The sequence below is a fragment of the Verrucosispora sp. NA02020 genome (genome assembly GCF_013364215.1).
In the GTDB taxonomy this organism is placed as follows: Bacteria; Actinomycetota; Actinomycetes; order Mycobacteriales; family Micromonosporaceae; genus Micromonospora.
This window is the reverse complement of record NZ_CP054923.1, coordinates 6,388,660-6,403,164: the sequence shown is the minus strand read 5'-3', so window position 1 is coordinate 6,403,164 and position 14,505 is coordinate 6,388,660. Positions and strand designations below refer to the sequence as shown.

Below are 14,505 nucleotides of genomic sequence, written 5' to 3'. Positions count from 1 at the left end.
GGCTCATTACATCTGCGGTGGGGGTGCACGGTGGTCGGGCTGCGCCGGTATCTGAGCGTCTGGCAGATCCCAGGTGCGCCGACCCTGCTGATCACCGGCATCCTCGGGCGGCTCGGGATCGGCATGACGCCACTGGCGCTGCTACTCGTCGTGGAGCAGGTCACCGGCCGCTACTCGCTGGCCGCCCTGGCCGGCGGCTGCTACGCCCTCACCGGTGCCGCGCTCAGCCCGATCGCCGGACGGATCGCCGACCGCATCGGTCCCACCCCGGTCCTGGTCGGCACCGCGATCGCCCATCCACTGGCGCTGATCGGGCTACTCCTGTCGGCCCGCTCCGACACCGTGCCCTTCGCCGTGGTGCTGGTGGCCTCGGCGCTGGCCGGAGGGTCGTACCCGCCGCTCACCGCCGCCATCCGAGGCGCCTGGAACGACCTGACCAGCGTCTCCTCGGGCCGTTACCACCTGCGCAACACGGCGCTCGCCGCGGAGACGACGCTGTTCGAGATCGTCTTCGTGCTCGGCCCACTGCTCGTCGCCGGCTTCATCCTGTTCGCCGACGCCGGAGCGGCCCTGATCGGCGCGGCCGTGGTCACCCTCGTCGGCACCGTGGCGGTGGCGCTCGGCCGCACCATGCGCGGCTGGCAGCCGCACTCCCGTGAGCACCGCACCCGAGGGCTCGGCCCGCTGCGGGTCCCCGGCTTCCCGGCGCTGCTGCTCTGCGTGGCCAGCCTCGGCATCGCGTTCGGCGCGACCGGCGTGACCGTGCCGGCGTTCGCCACCCGCTACGCCGCCGACGACCCGGACAGCCTCGCCGGTGTGCTGCTGGCCGTCTGGGGGATCGGCAGCGCGATCGGTGGGTTCTGGTTCGGCCTGCGCCGTCCGGCCCTCAACATGACCCGCCAGTTCGCCTGGCTGTTGGGCTTGGTGGCGGGCAGCTTCGTGGTGTTCGCCGTGATGCCCACGGCGGGCGCGCTGGGCGTCGCCCTGGTCATCGGTGGCGCCGCCATCGCGCCCGCGTTGACCCTGGAGAACACCCTGGTCGGGCGGATCTCCCCGCTGGGCATGCTGAACGAGGCGTACACCTGGGTGGTGACCATGTCGGTCGGCGCGAGCGCGGCCGGTGGTGCCGTCGCCGGCCTGATCGTCGACCAGGCCGGCGGGGTGCCCTGGGCCTTCCTGTTCGCCGGTGCGGCGGTCGCCGTCGGGGCCGGGGTCGCGGCCCTGCCCGCCGGCCCCATCGCCCGCGCCGAAGCCGACGCGGTACGCCTCGAAGAGCCCGCCGCCGTCTGACCGTGTCCCCGGCACCCGCTCACGGTCCGGGGCGCACCGCGCGGAGCACGTGCGCGACCAGCGCGTCGGCGTACTCGTCGGTGAGTGGCCCGAGGCGGAGCAGCCACCGCTGGTACAGCGGCGCGTAGAGCAGTTCGAGCGTCAGGTCCAGGTCGGCGTCGGCGCGGATCTGCCCCGCCCGCTGCGCGCTGCGCAGCCGCTCCCGCTTGGCCTCGTCCACCGGAGCCGCCAGTCGTTCCCGGTACTGCGCGGCCAACTCCGGGTCGGCCGCGATCTCCAGGTTGAGCGCCCGGATCGGCGCCTCGAACGCCGGGTCGGCGAACTCCGCGACGGTGGCCCGCAGCACCGTCCTCAGGTCGGCCTCGATGTCGCCGGTGTCCGGCAGCCTCACACCGCCGGCCTCCTCGCTCAACGCCAGGAACGCGTCGAAGACCACGGCCCCCTTCGACCGCCACCACCGATAGATCGTCTGCTTGCCGACCCCCGCCCGCGCCGCGATGGCCTCGATGGAGAGCTTCGCGTACCCGACCTCGGAGACCAGTTCCCGCGTGGCACCCAGCACGGCCTGCCGGGACCGTTCACTCCGGCGTGCCGGGTCCGGACGCTTCGGTGCCGGTGCCGGTGCCGGTGCCGGTGCCTGGGCTGTGGCCTGGGCCTGGGTGGTGGCCAGGTCCTGGGTCGGGTCGGTGTTTCTCGGGGCCGGGAACATGGGCTTGAGCATATCGAGAGTGAGACGAGACGGTCCGTCTTGACGGATCGGTGTCGGCGGAGCAGACTCGATCCGTCAAGCGAGACGGTCCGTCTCGTCTCACTCGATCGAGGGAGGTGCGGGGTGGCAGATCCTCGCGTGTGGTTCGTCACCGGAGCCAGCCGTGGACTGGGCCGGGCGGTCACCGAGGCCGCCCTGGCCGCAGGGGACCGGGTCGTCGGAGCGGCCCGCGACACCGGACCCCTGGCCGAGCTGGTCGCGCGCTACCCCGACACCCTGGTCGGCCTGCCCCTGGACGTCGCCGACCGGGCCGCCGTCACGCTGGCGGTGGACCGCGCGGCCGAGACCTTCGGTCGGCTCGACGTCGTCCTCAACAATGCCGGCGGGATGCTGCTCGGCATGCTGGAGGAAGCCACCGAGGAACAGATCCGGCAGCACCTCGACGTCAACTTCTTCGGCGCCGTCTGGGTCACCCAGGCCGTCATCCCGCACCTGCGCGCCCAGGGCGGCGGTCGCCTGCTCCAGGTCACCTCGATGGGCAGCGGCGGCGGCGTCGCCTCCGTCGGCCTCTACGCGGCCGGCAAAGCCGCACTCGACGCGCTCAGCCAATCTCTGGCGATGGAACTCGCGCCCTTCGGCATCAGGGTCAGCATCGTGCAGCCCGGCGGCTACGACACCGGCCTCTACACGTCGGGCATGACCGCTACCGAACCCCGGCCGGCGTACGCGCCGCTGCGGGCGCAACTGGCCGAACTCTGGGGCGACGACGCCGGCCCGCCGCCCGAGACCGCCGCACCGGTCATCATGACGCTGGTCGACCTGCCCGAGCCGCCGCTACGCCTCATCGTCGGCAGCAACTCCTACGACATCGTCAGGCAGATGGAGCAGGCCAGAGTCGACGAGTACCGAGCCTGGGAGGACCTCAGCCGCCAGGCACCCGGCTGAGCCGTGCGTACCCCGCTCGCACCGGCTCGGCGCAGACGCCGCCCGCCGGCCGCCCCCGGTATTCCTGGGGGGCGGCCGACCGCGGGGGCCGCTGCCTCAGCGGTAGTTGTTGAACTGCAGGGCGACGCCGAAGTCCTCGCCCTTGAGCAGCGTGATGACGGCCTGCAGGTCGTCCTTCTTCTTGCCGGTGACCCGAAGCTGGTCACCCTGAATCTGCGCCTGGACTCCCTTGGGACCCTCGTCGCGGATCTTCTTGCTGATCGCCTTGGCCTTCTCCTGGTCGATGCCCTGGATCACCTTGGCGTCGATCTTGAAGATCTTGCCCGACGGGCGCGGGTCACCCGCGTCCAACGACTTCATCGAGATGTTGCGCTTGACCAACTTCTCCTTGAAGACGTCCAGCGCGGCCTTCACCCGCTCCTCGGTCTCCGCCTGGAGGCTGATCGCCTCCTCACCCGACCAGGAGATCTCCGCGCCGGTCCCCCGAAAGTCGAACCGCGTCGCGAGCTCCTTCTCCGCCTGGCGAAGGGCGTTGTCGACCTCCTGGCGGTCGACCTTGCTGACGATGTCGAACGACGGGTTCGCTGCCATGCTCATGCTCCTGCTGTCCGGCTGATTTGTGATCCTTTGCCCCCGATGCCCAGGGGTACGACTCCCTGACGGTACCCGGTTGCGCCGGAGCCGGTGGTAGCCGCTATCCTTGCTTCCGCTGCCGCGCCACGGTGCGGTGGTACGCCCTGGCGGGTTGCCCGAGCGGCCAATGGGAGCGGACTGTAAATCCGTCGCGAAAGCTTCAGAGGTTCGAATCCTCTACCCGCCACCAGGTGCGACAACGGCCCCTGAACAGCAGAGATGCTGATCAGGGGCCGTTCTCGTTGAGCTAGCTCCGTCCGGCTGAGTCCAGCCCGTTGCGCTCCTGAGTGACTTCCTGCGCCGAGTCCCTTGCCGTCGGGGATTGATGAGGGCTGTCAGGATCCTTGTGAGGGCCGATGCCCGCGTGCCGTCGGTCCGGCGCTGTAGAAGGCGGGGCAGCCTGTCGGCGGCTGGCTCGCCGTGAGGTCGAGGAGGTTGCGTGAGCACTCGGTTCGTCCGAGCGGGGATGGCGGGCGTCCTTGTCGTGACACTCGCCGCCAGCGGCTGCGGTTCGCCGTTCTTGGCCTCTGACCAGCTTGGCGATGACGTGTTTGCCCAGACGAGTAGCTACGGCTGGGGAGGGTCCTTCGCTGTCGGTTATCGACTCACGGACGGCGTCACAATCGTTCGGATCGACAAGGGGCCGGTGACGATCAAGAGCATCGAGCCGGTCATGCACGGTGGTTCGACTCGTCTGCTCGGTGCTCAGGTGCGGTTGCTGACCGCGTCCCGAGGGTCACCCGTGGTGGACTCCGAGGGCTGGCCGCCGACTCACCGTGACCTTGACGGTGCGGAGGATGCGGCCGGGTTCGTCATTCCCGATCCTGGAGCCGTTGACCCGGTCGATCATCCTCACGGCACCGTGCACATCGAGATTCTGCTCGGTTACGAGTTCGTCGGGGAGGGCCGGACGGTCCGACGCGGACTGAACGTGAAGTACGAGACCGGCGGCCGACAGCGGAAGGTCTTCCTGGGGAGCTACATGGCGGTGTGCGCGCCTGCGGCAGTGCCATGCCAGCACGAGGACGAGAACGGGCCGGTGCCACTCGCGGCTCACGTCACCCAGGCGGGAATCGGCTACCTGTAGTCGTCGGGTTGCTCTGCACTGTCCCGGCGAGGAGTGGTGGTGCCCATGATCCGCTCGGCCTTCGGGGTGTGTTCTCCGGGTGGCAGTCAACGCGAGTTCGGTCCAGCGTGCCCGGCAGCGAACGGCATAAGGCTGTCGACCCGTACGCGACTCCGCGCCTTTATCGACTACGAAATCGGGGTCCGATAATGCGGAAGCCGTCGGTACCTTCAGCCGGTCGAGGTCGGGTAGCGGTGAACCGGGAAGGTCGCATTCTTCGTCCGGCCGCTGGTCGGCGAGGACGCCGAATGTCTCGGACGGCGGGAGCGGGTACCCGACAGATCGGCCGTCGGCGCTGTTGAGCAGCGCCTTCGTGTAGGTTGGCACGATTCGGCCATCCATGGGGGTGACTGCGATGGTGTGTTCGGCCTACTCTGGGTTCGTGCGGCTCCACACCGTCGCCGATGGGGTGTCGGCCCGGCGGTGCTCTACCTGGTGATCCGGCTGCTGTCCGCCACGCGATGGAGGACGCGGGTCGGCGCGGGGCAGGCGGAAGAGTGGTCGCGGACGCGGGGTAACTGATCGCTTACGGTGGCGTGATTGGAGGTCTTCCGCCATTCCGCATTATCCGGTCAAAAGTATTCTTCGCCATTGTCCGCTAGATCCGCTACGCCGCCTTAGTAGGGAATGGGTGGTTGGTGTCTTCTTCTTCAGTGGCACCGGTGCTGCCAGCGCTGACCTGCCCGGACGTTGTACGCGACGGGTACGTACGTGTCGTGCGGCACGACAACCGGACCAACATCAGGTCTGTGAACTTTCCACCGGCCGACTCGCTGTGGCACCATCGGGGGACCTCCATCGCGTTCCCTTCACCCCACTCAGGAGCACAGATGTCTGCTCGACGTTTGGGCCGGCTACTCGGCTCCCTCTTGCTGGTTTCCGGCCTGGTTCTCGCGACGAGCACGGTCGCGGAGTTCGATGTCAGGGCGAATGGTCTCGAGTGGAACATGCCGACCCTAGGGTCGCTGATCCCCTGACGGGCCTTCGCGCGTCCGGGCCCCTCCGGGATCCGCTGAGTTCAGGTCGCTAGGGGAGCCATGACGCCTCGCCCCCGCCCCATCCGACGGCGGACGGAGTACGCCTGGCTGGTCACCGGGCCGTTGGCGCTTGGTGCTGTCGTCTTCTCACTGATCCTCGGGCTGACGACGTCCCCCTCCCTGGGGGACTGGCCGATGACGTTGCTGCTCACGGCGGCGATGGTGGCCGCCGCACTGCCGACCATCAACGTCGTGGTGCGGCGTCAGGCGCTCGCCGCCACGCCGACCGAGATCCCGTTGGTCGTCGCCCTCTATCTGCTGCCGCCGCTGTCGGTGGTGCTGGCGTACACGGCCGCCGCCATCGTGGTGCAGATCCGCCGCAAACTGCTGCCGGCGAAGTTCTGGTTCAACGTCGCGCTCGCGGCGATAGCGACATCTCTGGCGACCGTGGTCTACCACGTGTTGCCGCAGCCGGGTGGCGTCGGTCCGGGTACCTGGGCCGTGCTGACCGTCGCCGTGGGTACGCACACCCTCGTCGCGTTGGCCGCCGTGGTCGCGGTGGTCTCCGTGGTGCAGGGCTGGCAGGCCGGGCGGGAGATGCTCCGGGCGGCGCCGCCGATGCTGCTCGCGGTCACGATCAACCTCGCCATCGGCCTGGTGATCATCATCGCGCTGGAGGGCACGCCCTGGGCGGTGTTCCTCTTCGCCGGTCTGGGCATCGCCTTCGCGCTGGTCTACGGCTCGTACGCCCAGTTCTTCCGGCAGCACCGCACGGTCGCCGAGATGTACGAGTTCACCAAGGGGATCACCGAGAGCGGACCGGACGGCAACCTGATCGACGCGTTGCTGGTCCGGATCCGCAGCCTGATGCAGGCGGAGTCCGCCACCCTCTGGTTGCCGGCCCAGGGCCGCCACCCGGAGGTGCTGCTGACCGCCCAGGAGGGCAAGCCCGGCCTGCTGGACTCCACGCACAGCCCGGCCGCGTTGCGGGACGTCGCGGTGGCCCGGCAGGAGACCGTGGCGGTCAGCAGTCGGCTGGGCGGCGACGACCTGGAGTTGCGCGACACGCTGGAGTCGACCTCGGTCAAGGACGTGATCGTGGTGCCGCTGCGGTCCGGCAAGGCGGTCATCGGCACCCTTGAGGTGATCAACCGGCTCGGCGACACCAACTCGTTCCGGGCCGCGGACGTGACCGTCTTCGAGACGGTCGCCGCCCACGCGGCGGTCGCGCTGGAGAACTCGCGCCTGGTCGACCGGTTGCGGCACGACGCGTACCACGACGGGCTCACCAAACTGCCCAACCGCCGTCGGATCCTCGGCGCGCTGACCGAGGCGGTCCGGATCCGGGCCCCCGGCGAGGTGGTGGCGCTGCTGCTCTTCGACGTCGACCGCCTGCGCCAGGTCAACGAGTCCCTCGGGCACGCCGCGGGGGACAAGGTGCTGGTCGAGGTCGCCGACCGGCTGCGTGGATGCGTACCGTCGGCGGCCCTGGTCGGTCGGGCCGGCGGCGACGAGTTCCTGGTGACGTTGCGTCTGGAGAGTGCCGAGGCGGCGGTGGAACTCGCCGGCCACCTGCGCGAGCAGATCCGGGACGAGATGGTCTTCGACGCCCTCACGTTGGACGTGGACACCGCCGTCGGCGTGGTGGTGCATCCGGATCACGGCAGCGATCCGGCGACGTTGCTGCAACGGGTGGACGTGGCGGCGTCGGCCGCCAAGTCAGTCCCCGGCAGCGTGCAGCTCTACACACCGGCCCTGGAGTCGCGTGCGCTGCACCGGCTGGGTCTCGCCGGCGACCTGCGCAGCGCCCTGGAGAACGGCGAACTGGAGATCTACTACCAGCCGAAGGTGACGCTGCGCGACCGGCGTCTGGTGGGAGTGGAGTGCCTGGCCCGGTGGGAGCATCCCACCCACGGCACGGTCGCCCCACAGGACTTCGTCGCGGTGGCCGAACACACCGGCCAGCTCGGGCGACTCACCGAGTTCGTGCTGCGGGAGGGGCTGCGCCACAGCCGTGACTGGGCGCACGGCGGCCAGTCGCTCGCCGTCGCGGTCAACATCTCCGCGCGTACGCTCAACGACCAGCACTTCCCGGAGCGGGTGCGCGAGTTGCTGGCGGAGTACGACGTACCGGCGCAGCTGTTGACCCTGGAGATCGAGGAGGCCGGGGTGCTGGACGGCACCGACCGGCCCATCCCGACCCTGCGCCGCCTGCGGGACCTCGGTGTACGGCTCTCGGTGGACGACTTCGGCACCGGCAGTTCCTCGCTGGCCCACCTGCGCCGGTTGCCGGTGCACGAGGTGAAGGTGGACCACTCCTTCGTCCAGGGCATGGCGACCGATCCCGGTGACCTGGCGATCGTCAACGCCGTGGTGACCCTCTCGCAACAGTTCGGCCTGACCGTGGTGGCCGAGGGAGTGGAGAGCGAGCTGACCCTGGAACTGCTCCAGGACATCGGCTGCGAGATCGGCCAGGGATTCCTGTTCAGCCGCCCGCTGCCGTACGAGCGGCTGGAGGCCTGGTTCGGCGCCCAGGTCGACCCGGAGTCGATCACCGACAACGAGCTGCCGCGCCTGCGAGTGGTCCCCTGAGCTGGGTGTCCGACGTCCCCGGGGATCCGATTTCACCAGCGCGGTAGGGCCGTGTACTCTTACCTCTGCCGCGGCCACCGAGTGATCGCGCAGGCCCCCTTAGCTCAGTCGGCAGAGCGTCTCCATGGTAAGGAGAAGGTCTACGGTTCGATTCCGTAAGGGGGCTCAGAGGGTCCGGCTGGGCCCACCACGGCGGTGTAGCTCAGATGGTAGAGCAAGCGGCTCATAATCGCTGTGTCGCCGGTTCAAGTCCGGCCACCGCTACTCTCGTCCGTCCGGAGCATTCCGGCGGTCGGTGGCACGGGCGCCTTGGGCGCCCGCTTTGCGTGTCCGCCCTTGTGGTGCGTACGCTGTAGCGCTGTAGTTGTATCCGTTAGCGAGGAAGGCACTCCGCCGTGGCGAAGGCGACCGATGTCCGGCCGAAGATCACTTTGGCGTGTGTGGAGTGCAAGGAGCGCAACTACATCACGCGCAAGAACCGCCGTAACGACCCGGACCGCATCGAGCTGAAGAAGTTCTGCCCCCGGGACGGTCGGCACACCGTTCACCGCGAGACCCGCTGACCCGTCCGGGCCGACTCGGCCCGGGTCGACGCGTACCACGATCGCCGGTTCGTGCGGCGGCGCGGCCCTCGGGCCGACGTCGACCGCGCGGATCGGCGTTCGTGCGTTGCGTGTAGGTTCGCGACATGTCCCTGGACCACTCCTTCGTCGGCCGCAGTTTTCCGCCGACCGCCCCCTACCAGGTGGGCCGCGAGAAGATCCGTGAGTTCGCGACGGCGATCGGGGCCACCGATCCCGCCTACCACGATCCGGAGGCGGCCCGTGCCCTGGGCCATCCGGACGTGGTCGCGCCGCCGACCTTCCCCGTGGTGATCACCATGGCCGCCAGCCGTCAGATCGTCGAGGACCCGGCCCTCGGCGTCGACTACAGCCGGGTCGTCCACGGCGACCAGCGGTTCGCGTACACCCGCCCGGTGGCGGCCGGCGACGAGCTGGTCTGCGTCAACGTCGTGGAGGACATCACCAGCCGGGGTGGTCACGAGTTCCTGACCACCCGGACCGAGGTCAGCACGACCGCCGGCGAGCCGGTGGTCACGGTCTGGTCCAAGCTCGTCGTACGCGGGGAGGCCTGACATGGAGCTGACCACCCAGACGTTCCGAGTGACCCGGGCGGACCTGGTCCGCTACGCCGGCGCCTCGGGCGACTTCAACCCGATCCACTGGAACGACAGGTTCGCCACCAAGGTCGGTCTGCCGGGCGTGATCGCGCACGGCATGTTCACCATGGCGCTGGTCGGCAGGGCCGTCACCGCCTGGGCCGGTGGACCCGACGCGGTGGTCGACTACAACGTCCGGTTCACCCGTCCGGTGGTGGTGCCGGACGACGACCAGGGCACCGAGATCGTGGTGACCGCAGTCGTCCGCGAGGTCACCGATGCGGGCCTGACCAGGCTCGACATCACCGCCACCTGTCAGGGCGAGAAGGTGTTGTCGCAGGCGCGGGCCATCGTGCGGACGACGGGCTGACCGGCACCGCTCGCCGCGATCGGCAGACCGGTTGGGAAAGTCGGGTCCCTACCCGTACACTGGTCCGCCGTGGGGCAAGTGACTCCTGCCTGGTCGTGTGACCGGGTGGGACGAACGTTGCCACACAGGGGTGTAGCTCAATTGGCAGAGCAGCGGTCTCCAAAACCGCAGGCTGCAGGTTCAAGTCCTGTCACCCCTGCGCCTCAGGCCTGACCGTTCCGTGGGTCGCGTCACCGCTCGGTGGCGTGCGGCCCGTGGTGGTGGCATCGGCGGAGAGGTTCCGAGGCATCGGGGCCCCTCCGGTTGATCCGCCGGCCGCGGCCCGTCCCGGGACGGTTGGTCCGGCCGGCGTGACCAGCGCCGCGTACGCGTACCGCGTGCGACCCCGACATCCCGCGACGGAGGGCGAAGTGGCCGACAACAAGCGGCGCGGCGAGGACGCCGACGACGACCGCCTGAACGACGAGGTGGTCAACGACGGTGACGGTGCCGACGACGACGCCACCGACGCGGACGATCTGGTATCGCGGGGCGGCACCGCCACCCGCGAACGGGCGAAGGCGGATTCCGCCGACAGCCGGTCGAAGACGCGTGCCGATGCCGACAAGGTGGGCCTGTTCGGCCGCGTCGCGCGTTTCATCCGCGAGGTCGTGGCCGAACTGCGTAAGGTCATCTGGCCGACGCGCAAGGAGCTGCTGACCTACACGGCCGTGGTGGTCGCATTCGTCGCGATGATGCTGACGATCGTGGCCGGCCTTGACTACGCCTTCGCGAAGGGCGTGTTGTGGGTCTTCGGCAACCCCAGCTGACCGGCTGACTGTGCCGATAGTGACGGAAGTGAGCAAGCGTGCCTGAGTACGACGAGACCGCCGAGACCCCGGACGAGCAGTCCACGGTGGCGACGGCGGCGAACGACGAGTCGGTCGAGGCCGCCAGCGAGCCGGAGTTCGCGACGACGGAGCCCGCACCCGACGAGGACTACGACCCGGTCGCGGAGCTGCGGCAGAAGCTGCGCTACGCGCCGGGCGACTGGTATGTGGTGCACTCGTACGCCGGCTATGAGAACAAGGTCAAGACCAACCTCGAGACCCGGATCACGTCCCTCGACATGGAGGACTACATCTACCAGGTCGAGGTGCCGACCCGGGAAGAGGTCGAGGTCAAGAACGGCAAGCGGTCCCAGGTCCAGGCGAAGGTCTTCCCGGGCTACATCCTGGTCCGGATGGAGCTGACCGCCGAGTCCTACTCCTGCGTGCGCAACACGCCCGGGGTGACCGGCTTCGTGGGTGCCACGGACCGGGCCGACCGTCCGGCCCCGCTGAGCCTCGACGAGGTGCTGAAGTGGCTGGCGCCGTCCGTCGAGACCGAGCAGAAGAAGGCCAAGCCGGAGATCAAGGTCCTCGACTTCGAGGTCGGCGACTCGGTGACGGTCACCGACGGCGCCTTCGCGTCGCTGCCGGCCACGATCAGTGAGATCAACGCCGACCAGCAGAAGCTCAAGGTGCTGGTGTCGATCTTCGGCCGGGAGACGCCGGTGGAGCTGAACTTCAACCAGGTCGCCAAGATCTGATCGCATCGACCGTCGGCGACGGCCCAGAGGGTCGTCGTCGGCGGTCGCCGTCGTTCGTCTGGCCCGTCCCGCCCCCGTCGGGCAACCTCTGTGGGCGGGTGGATTCCGACCTGCGCTACCCTAGAACGTCGCCGCCGTCCCACACGCGCTGACCGTGCGCGCTCGACGGCGACGTCGGTGCGAACAATTCCCAGTTCCAAGCCCCAGGAAGTGACATGCCTCCGAAGAAGAAGCTCGTCAAGACGTTCACGCTTCAGCTGCCGGCGGGCCAGGCCACCCCGGCGCCGCCGGTGGGCCCTGCGCTCGGTCAGCACGGCGTGAACATCATGGAGTTCTGCAAGTCCTACAACGCGCAGACCGAGTCGCAGCGGGGCGATGTCGTCCCCGCCGAGATCAGCGTGTACGAGGACCGGTCCTTCACCTTCGTGCTGAAGACCCCGCCCGCCGCCCGGCTGCTGATCAAGGCCGCTGGTGTGGCGAAGGGCTCGGGCGTCCCGCACACCCAGAAGGTCGGCTCGGTGACCCGCGCCCAGCTGCGTGAGATCGCCGAGAAGAAGATGGCCGACCTCAACGCCAACGACCTCGACCAGGCTGAGAAGATCATCGCCGGCACCGCCCGGTCGATGGGCCTGAACGTCACCGACTGATCTCGGTCACCAGCGACCCGTACGGATCGTGGGAGGGCGCGCGAGCACCGCGGCCCGCCAGAAACCACAGGAGTAGACAGAAATGCAGCGCAGCAAGAGCTACCGCAAGGCCGCCGAGGTCATCGACCGGTCGAAGCTCTACACCCCCGCCGAGGCCGTGAAGCTGGCCAAGGAGACGACCAACGTCAAGTTCGACGCCACGGTCGAGGTCGCCATGCGCCTCGGCGTCGACCCCCGCAAGGCGGACCAGATGGTCCGCGGCACGGTCAACCTGCCGCACGGCACCGGTAAGACCGCCCGCGTGATCGTCTTCGCCGCCGGCGCGAAGGCCGAGGAGGCCGTCGCCGCCGGTGCCGACGAGGTGGGTACCGACGAGTTGGTCGCCCGGATCCAGGGCGGTTGGTTGGACTTCGACGCGGCGATCGCCACGCCGGACCAGATGGCCAAGATCGGCCGGATCGCGCGGATCCTGGGCCCGCGCGGTCTGATGCCGAACCCGAAGACCGGCACGGTGACCATGGACGTCACCAAGGCGGTCGCGGACATCAAGGGCGGCAAGATCACCTTCCGGGTGGACAAGCACTCCAACCTGCACCTGATCATCGGCAAGGCCTCGTTCTCCGAGACCCAGCTGGTGGACAACTACGTGGCGGTCCTGGACGAGGTGCTGCGGGCCAAGCCGTCCGCGGCGAAGGGCAAGTACCTCAAGAAGGTCACCCTCACCACGACCATGGGCCCGGGCGTGCCGATCGACCCGAACCTGGTGAAGAACCTGCAGGAGGGCTCGGCCGACAGCTGAGCAGGACGAACGCCTCGAGGGGCCCCGCCACACGACCGTGGCGGGGCCCCTTCACCGTGACCGAGGTGGCAAGCTCGCCTGATGCGACTGGAGGACGTCTGGCTGCGGTACCGCCGTCCCGGTCCCTGGGTGCTTCGATCGGTGACGATCGAGATCGCGCCCGGCGAGGCGGTGGTGGTGCACGGGCGCAACGGCGCCGGCAAGTCGACGCTGCTGCAACTCGTCGCCGGGATCCTGCCGCCGTCCCGGGGGCGGGTGCGCGATCGACCGGCCGTGGTGGGCTGGGTACCGGAACGTTTTCCCGCCGACCAGCCCTTCACCGTCGAGGGATACCTCGACGCGGCAGCCCGGGTGCGTGGACTCGCTCGTGACGAGGCGGGCCGGGCGGTGCACCACTGGGTCGAGCGCCTCGGTCTCGGACCCTTCCGGGCCAGCCGGCTGCCCCAGCTCTCGAAGGGCACCGCGCAGAAGGTCGGTCTGGCCCAGGCACTGCTGCGCCCGCCGGGACTGCTCGTCCTCGACGAGCCCTGGGAGGGCCTGGACGCCGCTGCCCGCGAACTGGTCCCCGAGGTCGTGGGCGAGGTGCTGGCCGAGGGCGGTGCGGTACTGGTCAGCGATCATCGCGGTGAGACGGCCCGCCTGCCGGGTGCCCGGCAGTGGACCGTCGACGGTCAGACGGTGGCCGAGGGGCCGTGGGCCGGTGCGGAGGCCACCGTCGTGGTGGAGGTGGCGGTCCCGGCTGCCGACGTCGCCGACGCCGTGCGCCGGCTGCGCGCCGACGGTCACCGCGTCCTCCGGGTACGCGGACACGACGCGTCGTCGGAGGTCACCGAGTCGTTGGCCGGGGCGGCCTCCGAGGTGGCGCCGTGATCGCGCTGGTCCGGTTCCGGCTCGCGGGCTTCCTGCGTACCGGACGGGCGCTGGCACCGGTCCTGGCCGGCCTGCTCGTGTTGGGCATCCTCTACGGCGGTGGCCGCGCCGAGCCGGCCGAGGCCTACGGCGTGTCGGCGGTGGTCCTCTTTCCGGTCCTGGCCTGGCAGACCAAGATCCTGCTGGACGTGGAGCCGGACGCTCAGCGTCGGCTGGCCGTGGTCGCGCTCGGGCCGACGCGGGAGTGGGCGGCCGGACTGCTCGCCGCGGCGACCGCAGGTCTGGGTCTGATCGCGGTCGCGCTGGTGATCCCGTGGCTGCTCGGCGGGATGGCCGTGCCGACCGGACCGGACGACCGGTCCATCGTCGCCGGCCTGGCACTCGGCCTCTGGGCGCACCTGATCGCCCTGCCGGCTGCCGTGGCGCTCGGTGCCCTCGCCGGCCGGGCGGTCACGCGCAGCGCCGGGTACGGCGTCGCGGTGCTCGTCCTCGGTGTGGTCCTCGCCCTGGTGTTCGGCCGCGTCGACCCGGCGCTCCGGTGGCTGGCCCCGCCGTTGCTGACCACCGCGCGGGCGCTGGCGGGGTCCCTGTCGTGGGCGACCGGGGTGCTGGTGACCGCCTGGGCGCTCGGTTGGGCGGCCGTGCTTCTGGCGGGTTGTCGGCGTGCCCGCCATCGACGTGCCTGACGTTCACCGTCCGTGGTGACCGAGCGCACTCCGGGGCGATTTGGCGGCTACCGGGAGTAGGGCGTAACCTAGGCCGCGAAGTTCCACCCAGAGACCGCTGGTCACCGTGCTCCGGCACGGTCGAAGGTCCGC

General features: G+C 69.9%; 15 protein-coding genes and 4 tRNA genes. 17 read left to right on the top strand and 2 right to left on the bottom strand.

The window, feature by feature from the left end; translation table 11 throughout:
• The first annotated feature begins 30 nt into the window (after positions 1-30).
• A complete protein-coding gene (locus HUT12_RS28595; RefSeq protein WP_176095248.1) occupies positions 31-1,290 on the top strand; it encodes an MFS transporter in 1,260 nt (419 codons plus the stop codon).
• A gap of 19 nt (positions 1,291-1,309) precedes the next feature.
• Here HUT12_RS28595 and HUT12_RS28590 read toward each other — a convergent pair whose 3' ends face one another.
• A complete protein-coding gene (locus HUT12_RS28590) occupies positions 1,310-1,999 on the bottom strand; it encodes a TetR/AcrR family transcriptional regulator (RefSeq protein ID WP_176095247.1) in 690 nt (229 codons plus the stop codon).
• 123 nt (positions 2,000-2,122) lie between these two features.
• On the opposite strand from HUT12_RS28590, the gene HUT12_RS28585 reads away from it, so the two are divergent.
• Positions 2,123-2,944 carry an SDR family NAD(P)-dependent oxidoreductase gene (locus HUT12_RS28585; protein WP_176095246.1) on the top strand — a complete coding sequence of 274 codons (822 nt, stop codon included), beginning with the start codon at positions 2,123-2,125 and terminating at the stop codon, positions 2,942-2,944.
• Positions 2,945-3,040: 96 nt separating this feature from the next.
• Here the strand turns inward: HUT12_RS28585 and HUT12_RS28580 are convergent, their stop codons facing one another.
• Positions 3,041-3,535 (bottom strand): YajQ family cyclic di-GMP-binding protein, encoded by a 495-nt coding sequence (locus HUT12_RS28580; protein ID WP_161594942.1) that lies wholly within the window; start codon positions 3,533-3,535, stop codon positions 3,041-3,043.
• A gap of 148 nt (positions 3,536-3,683) precedes the next feature.
• On the opposite strand from HUT12_RS28580, the gene HUT12_RS28575 reads away from it, so the two are divergent.
• The 15 genes from HUT12_RS28575 (at position 3,684) to HUT12_RS28505 (ending at position 14,373) form a co-directional block, all read left to right on the top strand.
• Positions 3,684-3,767, top strand: a tRNA-Tyr gene (locus HUT12_RS28575).
• Between the two features lie 249 nt (positions 3,768-4,016).
• Positions 4,017-4,664: a hypothetical protein gene (locus HUT12_RS28570; RefSeq protein ID WP_176095245.1), complete on the top strand. Its 648-nt coding sequence runs from the start codon at positions 4,017-4,019 to the stop codon at positions 4,662-4,664.
• 1,076 nt (positions 4,665-5,740) lie between these two features.
• Complete coding sequence (locus HUT12_RS28565) at positions 5,741-8,272, top strand: bifunctional diguanylate cyclase/phosphodiesterase (protein ID WP_176095244.1); 2,532 nt, start codon at positions 5,741-5,743, stop codon at positions 8,270-8,272.
• A gap of 93 nt (positions 8,273-8,365) precedes the next feature.
• Positions 8,366-8,438: transfer RNA gene (locus tag HUT12_RS28560), tRNA-Thr, on the top strand.
• Positions 8,439-8,463: 25 nt separating this feature from the next.
• Positions 8,464-8,536, top strand: a tRNA-Met gene (locus HUT12_RS28555).
• A 131-nt stretch (positions 8,537-8,667) separates the two neighbouring features.
• Positions 8,668-8,835 (top strand): 50S ribosomal protein L33, encoded by a 168-nt coding sequence (gene rpmG, locus HUT12_RS28550; protein WP_007073056.1) that lies wholly within the window; start codon positions 8,668-8,670, stop codon positions 8,833-8,835.
• A 125-nt stretch (positions 8,836-8,960) separates the two neighbouring features.
• Entirely contained in the window at positions 8,961-9,407 is a 447-nt protein-coding gene (locus tag HUT12_RS28545; protein WP_131052798.1) for a MaoC family dehydratase N-terminal domain-containing protein, read from the top strand.
• A 1-nt stretch (position 9,408) separates the two neighbouring features.
• The gene (locus HUT12_RS28540) at positions 9,409-9,801 is read left to right on the top strand and encodes a MaoC family dehydratase (protein ID WP_176095243.1); all 393 of its coding nucleotides are present in this window, start codon (positions 9,409-9,411) and stop codon (positions 9,799-9,801) included.
• 126 nt (positions 9,802-9,927) lie between these two features.
• A tRNA-Trp gene (locus tag HUT12_RS28535) sits at positions 9,928-10,000 on the top strand.
• A gap of 211 nt (positions 10,001-10,211) precedes the next feature.
• Complete coding sequence (gene secE, locus HUT12_RS28530) at positions 10,212-10,610, top strand: preprotein translocase subunit SecE (RefSeq protein WP_131052800.1); 399 nt, start codon at positions 10,212-10,214, stop codon at positions 10,608-10,610.
• A gap of 38 nt (positions 10,611-10,648) precedes the next feature.
• On the top strand, positions 10,649-11,371 hold the full coding sequence (gene nusG / locus HUT12_RS28525; RefSeq protein ID WP_131052801.1) for a transcription termination/antitermination protein NusG: 723 nt from the start codon (positions 10,649-10,651) through the stop codon (positions 11,369-11,371).
• A gap of 215 nt (positions 11,372-11,586) precedes the next feature.
• Entirely contained in the window at positions 11,587-12,018 is a 432-nt protein-coding gene (gene rplK / locus HUT12_RS28520) for a 50S ribosomal protein L11 (protein WP_131052802.1), read from the top strand.
• Between the two features lie 82 nt (positions 12,019-12,100).
• Positions 12,101-12,817 carry a 50S ribosomal protein L1 gene (gene rplA, locus HUT12_RS28515; RefSeq protein ID WP_131052803.1) on the top strand — a complete coding sequence of 239 codons (717 nt, stop codon included), beginning with the start codon at positions 12,101-12,103 and terminating at the stop codon, positions 12,815-12,817.
• 81 nt (positions 12,818-12,898) lie between these two features.
• On the top strand, positions 12,899-13,687 hold the full coding sequence (locus HUT12_RS28510; protein WP_176095242.1) for an ABC transporter ATP-binding protein: 789 nt from the start codon (positions 12,899-12,901) through the stop codon (positions 13,685-13,687).
• Positions 13,684-14,373: a hypothetical protein gene (locus HUT12_RS28505; RefSeq protein WP_176095241.1), complete on the top strand. Its 690-nt coding sequence runs from the start codon at positions 13,684-13,686 to the stop codon at positions 14,371-14,373. The genes HUT12_RS28510 and HUT12_RS28505 overlap by 4 nt, the downstream gene beginning before the upstream one ends.
• The last annotated feature ends 132 nt before the right edge of the window (positions 14,374-14,505 follow it).